At 62.3% G+C, this 8,417-nt stretch carries 12 protein-coding genes; 8 read left to right on the plus strand and 4 right to left on the minus strand.

Going from position 1 to position 8,417, the window contains the following annotated elements; all coding sequences use genetic code 11:
* The 3 genes from EOA60_RS38215 to EOA60_RS09970 form a co-directional block, all read left to right on the plus strand.
* Nucleotides 1-220: hypothetical protein (locus EOA60_RS38215; protein ID WP_206628118.1), on the plus strand; the 220-nt coding region annotated here is incomplete at its 5' end.
* Nucleotides 221-261: 41 nt separating this feature from the next.
* The gene (ilvA, locus tag EOA60_RS09965; protein WP_095825233.1) at nt 262-1,518 is read left to right on the plus strand and encodes a threonine ammonia-lyase IlvA; all 1,257 of its coding nucleotides are present in this window, start codon (nt 262-264) and stop codon (nt 1,516-1,518) included.
* Nucleotides 1,515-2,087 carry a DUF1697 domain-containing protein gene (locus EOA60_RS09970; protein WP_067328214.1) on the plus strand — a complete coding sequence of 191 codons (573 nt, stop codon included), beginning with the start codon at nt 1,515-1,517 and terminating at the stop codon, nt 2,085-2,087. The genes ilvA and EOA60_RS09970 overlap by 4 nt, the downstream gene beginning before the upstream one ends.
* 12 nt (nt 2,088-2,099) lie before the next feature.
* Here EOA60_RS09970 and EOA60_RS09975 read toward each other — a convergent pair whose 3' ends face one another.
* Entirely contained in the window at nt 2,100-2,387 is a 288-nt protein-coding gene (locus EOA60_RS09975; RefSeq protein ID WP_067328442.1) for a DUF2218 domain-containing protein, read from the minus strand.
* A 125-nt stretch (nt 2,388-2,512) separates the two neighbouring features.
* Nucleotides 2,513-2,953, minus strand: coding sequence for a lactoylglutathione lyase (gene gloA, locus EOA60_RS09980; RefSeq protein ID WP_066998873.1), 441 nt, complete (start codon nt 2,951-2,953; stop codon nt 2,513-2,515).
* 259 nt (nt 2,954-3,212) lie between these two features.
* Here gloA and EOA60_RS09985 point away from each other — a divergent pair, with 259 nt between their 5' ends.
* From EOA60_RS09985 to EOA60_RS09995, 3 genes are all read left to right on the plus strand, one after another.
* Nucleotides 3,213-3,806 (plus strand): cold-shock protein, encoded by a 594-nt coding sequence (locus EOA60_RS09985; protein WP_066998870.1) that lies wholly within the window; start codon nt 3,213-3,215, stop codon nt 3,804-3,806.
* Between the two features lie 190 nt (nt 3,807-3,996).
* The gene (locus tag EOA60_RS09990) at nt 3,997-4,509 is read left to right on the plus strand and encodes a DUF192 domain-containing protein (RefSeq protein ID WP_095825234.1); all 513 of its coding nucleotides are present in this window, start codon (nt 3,997-3,999) and stop codon (nt 4,507-4,509) included.
* 15 nt (nt 4,510-4,524) lie between these two features.
* A complete protein-coding gene (locus EOA60_RS09995; protein WP_095779572.1) occupies nt 4,525-5,292 on the plus strand; it encodes an alpha/beta hydrolase in 768 nt (255 codons plus the stop codon).
* Nucleotides 5,293-5,409: 117 nt separating this feature from the next.
* Here EOA60_RS09995 and speB read toward each other — a convergent pair whose 3' ends face one another.
* Together speB and EOA60_RS10005 are read right to left on the minus strand one after the other, a co-directional pair.
* Nucleotides 5,410-6,375 (minus strand): agmatinase, encoded by a 966-nt coding sequence (gene speB / locus EOA60_RS10000; protein ID WP_095825337.1) that lies wholly within the window; start codon nt 6,373-6,375, stop codon nt 5,410-5,412.
* 41 nt (nt 6,376-6,416) lie between these two features.
* Nucleotides 6,417-7,031 (minus strand): hypothetical protein, encoded by a 615-nt coding sequence (locus EOA60_RS10005; protein ID WP_095825235.1) that lies wholly within the window; start codon nt 7,029-7,031, stop codon nt 6,417-6,419.
* Between the two features lie 121 nt (nt 7,032-7,152).
* On the opposite strand from EOA60_RS10005, the gene cysE reads away from it, so the two are divergent.
* Nucleotides 7,153-8,001: a serine O-acetyltransferase gene (gene cysE, locus EOA60_RS10010; RefSeq protein ID WP_067328223.1), complete on the plus strand. Its 849-nt coding sequence runs from the start codon at nt 7,153-7,155 to the stop codon at nt 7,999-8,001.
* A 137-nt stretch (nt 8,002-8,138) separates the two neighbouring features.
* Nucleotides 8,139-8,342 (plus strand): DUF3126 family protein, encoded by a 204-nt coding sequence (locus EOA60_RS10015; protein ID WP_040969488.1) that lies wholly within the window; start codon nt 8,139-8,141, stop codon nt 8,340-8,342.
* Nucleotides 8,343-8,417 lie beyond the last annotated feature (75 nt).

Here is an 8,417-nt window from a genome sequence, read left to right on the forward strand (position 1 = left end):
TCTTCAAATGCACGTCGAAACTTCCATTCCGGCCGCAATTGGCCATCTGCCTCCGCGAAATCTCCCGGACAGGGGAAGTGCGGCGGAAGTAAGTCGTGTCCAGCGGAAATTTGATCGGCGGGTGCCAACGGCCTTGGCACTGTTGCGCGAAAACCAAAGTGGCGGCAGCAGGCCGGCGAGCGGCTGCATCGGTGGCCGCGAAAACCAAACTATGCAATAGGCTTGGGCTGCGAACCACATGGTCTCGGAGCCGGTTGCCTCATGAACAGTTTTTCTTCCCGCGTCGCAGGCGCCGCGGAGGCGATCCGCGGGATCTTTCCGGAAACGCCGCTGCAGGAGAACGACTACCTGTCGAAAAAGACCGGCGCCCGCATCCTCCTGAAGCGCGAGGACCTGACGCCGGTCCGCTCCTACAAGATCAGGGGCGCCTTCAACTTCTTCCGCAAGGCGCTCGCCGCCGGCAACAATGCCGAGCTGTTCGTCTGCGCCTCGGCGGGCAACCACGCGCAGGGCTTTGCCTTCGTCTGCCGCCATTTCGGCAAAAAGGGCGTGGTGTTCATGCCCGTGACGACGCCGCAGCAAAAGATCGACAAGACGCGCCTTTTCGGCGGCGATTTCGTCGAGATCAGGCTGGTCGGCGACTTCTTCGACGATTGCTATCGCGCCGCCTTCGAGTTCACCGAAGCCGCCGGCGCGCATATGGTGCCGCCCTTCGACCACAAGGACATCATCGAGGGGCAGGCGACCGTTGCCTATGAGATCGCAGCCCAGATGCCGGGCGGACGCATGCCCGACATCGTCATGCTGCCTGTGGGCGGAGGCGGCCTGGCTGCAGGCGTCACCCACTATTTCGCCGACCAGCAGCGTGAATTGCGCTTCGTATTCTGCGAGCCGGCGGGCGCGCCTAGCCTTAGCGAGAGTCTCGCCGGCGGCAAGCGGATCAGGCTCGCCAAGGTCGACAACTTCGTCGATGGGGCGGCGGTGGCTGAAATCGGCCGCGAGCCGCTGCGCCATCTCAAGGAATTCACCGCCGACGCGGTGCGCCTTGTCCCGGAAAACCGGCTTTGCGCGACGATGATCGAGATGCTCAATGTCGAGGGCGTGGTGCTGGAGCCAGCCGGCGCATTGGCGATCGACGCGCTCAAGGATTTTTCCCGCAAGGAGAGGAGGGGCAAGACCATCGTCGCGATCGTCTCGGGGGGCAATTTCGATTTCGAGCGCCTGCCGGACGTCAAGGAACGAGCGCTGCGTTTCGAAGGGCTAAAGAAGTACTTCATCATCCGCTTCCCGCAGCGGCCGGGCGCATTGCGCGATTTCCTCGAAATGCTCGGCCCGGACGACGACATCACGCGCTTCGAGTATCTCAAGAAGTCGGCGCGCAATTTCGGCTCGGTGCTGATCGGCATCGAGACCAAGGACCGGCGCAATTTCGATCTGCTGAAGGCCAATTTCGACGCCGAGGGCGTGCAGTATCAGGACATCACCGACAACGAGACGCTCGCGGGGTTCATCATATGAGCGGGCCAAAAACGGGCGACAAAGGAACGGTGTTCGTAGCCCTGTTTTCCGGCATCAATGTCGGTGGCAACCGCATCGTCAAGATGGCGGAGCTGAGGTCGTTCTTCGAAGACCTCGGCTTCACCGATGTATCGACCTACGTGCAAAGCGGCAACGTCGTGTTTCGTGCCAACAACAACGACGCTGCGGCGCTGACCAAAGCACTCGAAGCGGCCTTCGAGAAGAAATGGGAGTTCAATTCCCGCATCATGGTGCGCAATGCCGGCTGGTTCGAGCGCCTGGTGAAGGACAATCCCTATCCGGAGGTTGCCGGCGAGCCGACCAAGCTGCATGCCTATGCGCTGGAGCGAGAGCCGACCGCGGAAGAGGCGAAGCGGCTGGCGGAAAAGTGTGCCGGCCCGGAGCGCTTCGAGATCAAAGGCGACGTGCTTTACCTGCATGCGCCGGAAGGGCTTGGCAAATCGGTGTTTGCCAATCTTATTGGGCGAACGCTCAAGGTGCCGGGCACGGCGCGCAACTGGCGCAGCGTGCTTGCGCTGCTCGAAATGGCCAGCAAGGCCGCCGGCTGACGCTCAATTCTTTCAGGCAGCCTTCTGCCAGTCGAAGGTCAGCTCCTCGCGGAAGGCGAAGCGCTTGATGTGGTCGGCGACCACGGTTTCCAGCCGCTCGAGCGAGGCGGCGTCGTCAGCGGCGACCGCGATGTGGAGAGCCTTGTCGTCTGCATCCATCACGGTGCGGCCGAGCGAGAGCTGGATGGCGCCGTGATGCGGGTCGAATTCGACCGGGAACTTGTGCGCCCAGTGCTTGCAGAGCTGCTGCAGATAGCGGCTGGCGTTTTCAGTGGCGACGTCGGCGCGGCTGGTCGGCATGAAATTCTCCCGGCGGATCAAGAAAAGCGCCAGCCTGATCTGGCTGGCGCCACAAGCGCTTAGATAGGCGCGATCCGGCAAAACGCCATAGACCGGCCGGTCAAATCCCCGGGAGGGGCAGGCGCCTACCAGCTTCCCGTATTCGACATCGAGGCCCATGGCTCCGCCTTTGCCTTGGCCGGGCCTTTCTGCAGCAGCTCGATGGAGATGCCGTCCGGCGAGCGGATGAAGGCCATGTTGCCGTCGCGCGGCGGCCGGTTGATGGTCACGCCATTGTCCATCAGCTTCTGGCAGGTGGCGTAGATGTCGTCGACCTCATAGGCGAGGTGGCCGAAGTTGCGGCCGCCTTTGTACTCCTCCGGATCCCAATTGTAGGTCAGTTCGACCAGCGGCGCCTTCTCTGCAATGCCGCTTTGCTCGTCATCGGGCGCGGCGAGGAAGATCAGCGTGTAGCGTCCCTGCTCGTTCTCGTAGCGACGCACTTCCTTGAGGCCGAGCTTGTTGCAGTAGAAATCGAGCGATTGATCGATGTCGGCGACGCGGACCATTGTGTGAAGATAGCGCATATCGGATTCCTCGCGGCGTTACGTTTGCGGCGCACCATAGGAGCCGCTCCGCCAAAGGGCAATCGTCCGACAAAACCGATGGAGTGATCGATTTCAGCCGCGCCTTTGCGCTTCAGGCCGCGCCGGTAAACAACAATTGAGGCTTTCCGGTGCTCAACGGTGAAAAAAGGCACGTCAGGTCTTGCACACCCCGGAAGCCGCAGTGTTAATCTGATGGCAAGAATCACTAGCGGTTGCAGTTGGAAAAGGGGGCGTTCTTATGGGGGAAAAAGCCTCTTTTACGAGGCGGGACGGAAGCCTTGACGACGCCTTGACGCGAGACAGTGGCGGCGACTCCGCCGGGCTTGTCGAAATCGCCGGCGCTATCAAATGGTTCGACGTGGCCAAGGGCTACGGCTTCATTCTTCCGGACGACGGCGTCTCGGGTGATATTCTCCTCCATGTGACATGTCTTCGAAGAGACGGCTTTCAGACCGCGCTGGAAGGCGCGCGCGTCGTCTGTCTCGTCAAGCAGGGCGAGCGTGGCCTGCAGGCTTTCCGGGTTCTTTCCATGGACGCCTCGACAGCGGTGCATCCGGCCGAGCAGGAGCAGCGCACGCATGTCACCGTGACTGCCGAGAGCGGGCTTGAGCGGGCGCTGGTGAAGTGGTTCAACCGCACCAAGGGATTCGGCTTTCTGACCCGGGGCGAGGGCACCGAGGACATCTTCGTCCATATGGAGACGCTGCGCCGCTATGGCATCACCGAGCTGAGGCCCGGCCAGGTCGTACTGGTTCGCTTCGGACGCGGCGACAAAGGCCTTATGGCCGCCGAAATACACCCCGATATGGGCACCTTGCCGGTCTCGCATTAAAGCGCGGCCCGACGCACTTTATTTTTGCTTGATGTATGTTCGCCAAAACCGCTTGGCAGTTTTGGGCGACATGCATCGGGCTCTCTCGATACGATCGGGATGCCCTGCCCGGTGCAAGGCCGTTCCTGTCCAAAAACCAGTTCCACTCGCTCGGATCATGGTCTAGGACAGGGCCTGGACGAGGTATCACATGGCTCATCGCAACTGGCTGACCGCAGGCGCGCTTTGCGCCGCCATCGCTCTGGCCGCCATTTTCAGCGCCTTGAAACCGAGTTCGGCGGACGGTCAGGCGATGATGCTGCCTGCCGATCCGACGCCGCTCGTCGCGATCACCGGCTCCGGCAAGCATTCCTTCTCCATCGAGATCGCCGACACCTCGGAAGAACGCGAGGCCGGGCTGATGTTTCGTAAGGACATGGCCGACGATCACGGCATGCTGTTCGTGTTCGAGCGGCCCGCTGAGGTGAATTTCTGGATGAAGAATACACCGATGCCACTCGACCTGGTCTTTATCGGCCAGGACGGCAGGATCAAGGCCGTCAAGCGTGGCGAACCGGAGTCGGAGGCGATCATCTCGCCCGGACAGCCGGTAAGCTTCGTGCTTGAGCTGAAGGCGGGAACGGCCGCCAAGGACGGTCTGAAGGACGGCGATCTCCTGCGTCACCCAGCGATCGATAAGACCTCGGGCGCCGGCTCCAACTGACCGCGGCTGCACCAGATGCAATATTTTTCCCATGACGGCTTCGAACTCGCTTACCTCGACCGCCGGCCGGCGTCCGGTCAGGGCGATCCGGTGCTGATGATCCACGGCTTCGCCTCCAGCCACTACGTCAATTGGGTCTCGCCGGGCTGGTTCAAGACGCTGAACGACGCGGGGTACCGCGCCATCGCCGTCGACAATCGCGGCCACGGTGCGTCGACGAAGAGCTACCAGGAGGCGGACTACACGCCGGCCAAGATGGCCTCGGACGCGGCCGCGCTGCTCGATCACCTCGGCATCGAGCACGCCCATGTCATGGGCTATTCGATGGGCGCGCGGGTATCCGCCTTCATGGCGTTGTCCAATCCGGACAAGGTGGCGACGCTGGTGTTCGGCGGCCTCGGCATCGGTCTTGTCGACGGCGTCGGCGACTGGGATCCAATCGCCGATGCGCTTCTGGCCGAGGATGCTGGTACGATCAGCCATGCGCGCGGCCGCTCGTTTCGCGCCTTCGCCGACCAGACGCGCAGCGACCGCCGGGCGCTGGCCGTCTGCATAGTCGGCTCACGCGCGTCAATGAGCGAGGACGATGTCGCGCGGATCGCCCAGCCGACCCTGATTGCCGTCGGGACCAAGGACGACATCGCCGGCTCGCCCGACGAGCTTGCCGCGCTGATGCCCCACGCAGAGGCTTTTCGCATCGAGGGCCGCGACCACATGCTCGCCGTCGGCGACAAGAGCTTCAAGCAGCGCGTGCTGGAGTTCTACGCCGAAAATCCGCTCTGACCCATACCGTCCGCTGCGGGCGACGACGCGTCTAAAGCAGGTTGCGCGAAACGCGACCTGCTTTTGACCTTTGCGATGTCCTTTTCCCGAAACTGGAAGCACTTCGGGGAGAATGCTTTAGCCGCGCGTTCTCCTGTCGGCGATGGATTTCGCCATGACGCAAAGCAGCTCGAACATCATGGTCGCGCCGGCAAGCGCCGTCATGCCGCCAATATCAAAAGGAGGCGCGACCTCGACGACGTCGGCTCCGGCGAAATTCAATCCGTCGAGCAATCGAACCAGCTCCTGCACCTCGCGGGTGGTGAAGCCGCCGAGCTCCGGCGTGCCGGTGCCAGGGGCCATCGACGGATCGATGCAATCGATGTCGAAGGTCACGTAAATGAGGCTGTCGCCGACAAGATCGCGTGCTTCCTGCATGACGGAAGCGGTGCCGCGTTTGACGAACTCTTCCATATATACGATGCGCACGCCCTGAGCGGTCGCCCAGTCGTGTTCGCCCGGCTCATAGATCGAGCCTCGAATTCCGATCTGGATAACCCGCTTCGGGTCGAGCAGCCCTTCCTCGATCGCGCGGCGAAAGGGCGTTCCGTGCGTATAGGGATTGTCGCCGAAGTAGCGGTCGTTCGTGTCGGAATGCGCGTCGAAGTGGATCATGCCGACGGGTTCCTTGCGGGCGATGGCGCGCAGCACCGGCAATGTCGTCAGATGATCGCCGCCGGCGGCCAAAGGGAGAGCGCCGTCAGCAACGATCGCGGCGATGCCGTCCTCGATGCGTTTCAAGCCGTCGAGCAAGTTGATGGGATTGACCGAGAGGTCTCCCACATCGGCGACATTGGCAATGCTGAACGGCTCGGTTCCCGACACGTGGTGGACGCGGCGCATCAGGCTCGACTGGTTCCTGATTTCGCGCGGACCATGGCGGGCGCCGGCCCGATTGGTCGTGCCGCCATCCCAAGGAATCCCGACAAGGGCAATATCGAGCCCCTTCGCGTTCGGCACCGCCGGCAGCCGCATGAAGGTGGAAAGCCCGGCAAATCGCGGCACCTGGGCGGCGTCGACGGGTTGGAAGAAGTTGTTTTCCATGGTTTCGGTCATCCCAGAGGCGTTCACGTTCGGCGTGGCGATCAGGTCTGTTGAGACTGGTCTTGCAGGACCTGCAGCGATCGGACCAGATTTTCCCTGGCCCGAGCCTCGAACCGATCGCGAAACGATTGTGTGTTGAAAATATGCGGACGGGCCAGGAAGCTCGTCAGGACAGCCGCGCGGCCGGCGCGCCAGATCGGTTCCTCGACCCAGCCATATTCGCGCCGGACCGCCTTCTCGTAGGCGTCGAAGCGGTTCGGATCGGCACCGAGGATCGCGAGGTCCATGTCGAGGAAAAGGGCGGCATCACTCGCGGCACCCTCATCTTCGAGCGGCGGCAACTGGTGCGTGGCGGTGGCGCTGATCATGGCCAGAATCCGGGCAAGCCGGGCCGGGTCGGTGCGGCCGGAGAGCTTCCTTTCTGCGAGCACCGCGCTCTTTGCCTCGTTGTCCTTGGCGCGGCTGTCATAGACCGCGTCATGGAACCAGATCGCCGCTTCGACTGCTTCTGGATCGTCAAGAAGGTGCCGGTGTTCGGCTGCCAACGCCAGCATCGCTTCGATGTGAGGCAAGCCGTGATAGTCGCGATCCGCGGTCTGATAGAGCGCGGCAAGCTCGCTTTTCAGCGCATCGTCGATCAAGGGTTCGTTTTCCATCGCCGCTTGAATCTCGGTGAACCAAGTTCATTTGACAAAGCACTAAGGAAAATTGAGTTCAACCGTGTTATGATCTGGCCTATATGTGCCGCCGGATGAATGAGCAGGCCGGAGACCGTCGATGAACAGCGTTACGATAGCCCGCCCCAGCATGGTGCAGCCGGTCGACCCGATCTGGCGCGCGATCAGGGATGAGGCGATGGAAGCGGTAAACCGCGATCCGTTGCTGGCTGCTTTCCTCTATTCCACCATCCTCAACCAGGAGAGCCTGGAAGAAGCGGTCATTCACCGCCTGGCCGAGCGCCTGGCGCATCAGGATATCGGCTCCGACCTCATCCGCCAGACCTTCAAGGCCATGCTTGCCGACGATCCGGAGTGGAGCACGACGGTCCGCGTCGACATCCAAGCCTATTACGATCGCGACCCTGCCTGCGACCGCTTCATCATGCCGGTGCTTTATTTCAAGGGCTTTCATGCCATCCAGACGCACCGTTTGGCGCATTGGCTGTGGAACCAGGGCCGCAGGGACTTCGCGCTCTACCTGCAGAGCCGCTCGTCCTCGGTGTTCCAGACCGATATCAACCCGGCCGCCCGCATCGGCAAGGGCATTTTTCTCGATCACGCCACCGGCCTGGTGGTCGGCCAGACCGCCGTCATCGAGGACGATGTCTCGATCCTGCACGGCGTGACGCTGGGCGGCACCGGCAAGGCCAGCGGCGACCGCCATCCGAAGATCCGCCGCGGCGTGCTGATCGGCGCCGGCGCCAAGATCCTCGGCAACATAGAGATCGGCCATTGCTCGAAGATCGCGGCCGGTTCGGTGGTGCTTTCGCCCGTGCCGCATAACAAGACGGTTGCCGGCGTGCCGGCGCGTGTCGTCGGAGAGACCGGCTGCGACCAGCCCTCGCGACAGATGGACCAGCTCCTGCCCTCGCAGACGATGGACCACGTCGTCAGCTTCGACATCTGATTCTGCGGTCATCGCCAGTGGCCGGAGTCCGGTCGCCACTCAAGGCTCGGTTGTAATGCTGCCGGCTTGCCTTTACATCGCCATCGTCGGCGTGTCAGAAGCGCGTTCCAACGAACAGCCGCATTCGGAGAAGACTTTTGAAGCCAGACGAAATCAGAAAGCTGGACGCCTACTTCAAGCGCGTCTTCCAGAATCCCAAGCTGCAGGTGAAGGCGCGCCCGCGCAAGGAAGACTCTGCCGAGGTCTATGTCGGTGACGAATTCCTCGGCATCGTCTTCAAGGACGAGGACGACGGCGACTATAATTTCTCGATGGCGATCCTCGACGTCGACCTGGCCTAAGCCGGCTTTCCGGCCGGGCTCGCCATGCCGCCCCGGTCGGAAACACCCCTGCGTGATTTTCCGGCTAGTCCACGC

It is taken from the genome of Mesorhizobium sp. M1A.F.Ca.IN.020.06.1.1 (assembly GCF_004023265.1).
Classification (GTDB): domain Bacteria; phylum Pseudomonadota; class Alphaproteobacteria; order Rhizobiales; family Rhizobiaceae; genus Mesorhizobium.

What these genes read in the sequence shown, in the direction of transcription:
- cysE (WP_067328223.1), top strand. Translation starts at nt 7,153, where the DNA reads ATGAACAGCGTTACGATAGCCCGCCCCAGCATGGTGCAGCCGGTCGAC.
- EOA60_RS09990 (WP_095825234.1), top strand. Translation starts at nt 3,997, where the DNA reads ATGGCTCATCGCAACTGGCTGACCGCAGGCGCGCTTTGCGCCGCCATC.
- ilvA (WP_095825233.1), top strand. Translation starts at nt 262, where the DNA reads ATGAACAGTTTTTCTTCCCGCGTCGCAGGCGCCGCGGAGGCGATCCGC.
- EOA60_RS09985 (WP_066998870.1), top strand. Translation starts at nt 3,213, where the DNA reads ATGGGGGAAAAAGCCTCTTTTACGAGGCGGGACGGAAGCCTTGACGAC.
- EOA60_RS09995 (WP_095779572.1), top strand. Translation starts at nt 4,525, where the DNA reads ATGCAATATTTTTCCCATGACGGCTTCGAACTCGCTTACCTCGACCGC.
- speB (WP_095825337.1), bottom strand. Translation starts at nt 6,375, where the DNA reads ATGGAAAACAACTTCTTCCAACCCGTCGACGCCGCCCAGGTGCCGCGA.
- EOA60_RS09975 (WP_067328442.1), bottom strand. Translation starts at nt 2,387, where the DNA reads ATGCCGACCAGCCGCGCCGACGTCGCCACTGAAAACGCCAGCCGCTAT.
- EOA60_RS10005 (WP_095825235.1), bottom strand. Translation starts at nt 7,031, where the DNA reads ATGGAAAACGAACCCTTGATCGACGATGCGCTGAAAAGCGAGCTTGCC.
- EOA60_RS09970 (WP_067328214.1), top strand. Translation starts at nt 1,515, where the DNA reads ATGAGCGGGCCAAAAACGGGCGACAAAGGAACGGTGTTCGTAGCCCTG.
- gloA (WP_066998873.1), bottom strand. Translation starts at nt 2,953, where the DNA reads ATGCGCTATCTTCACACAATGGTCCGCGTCGCCGACATCGATCAATCG.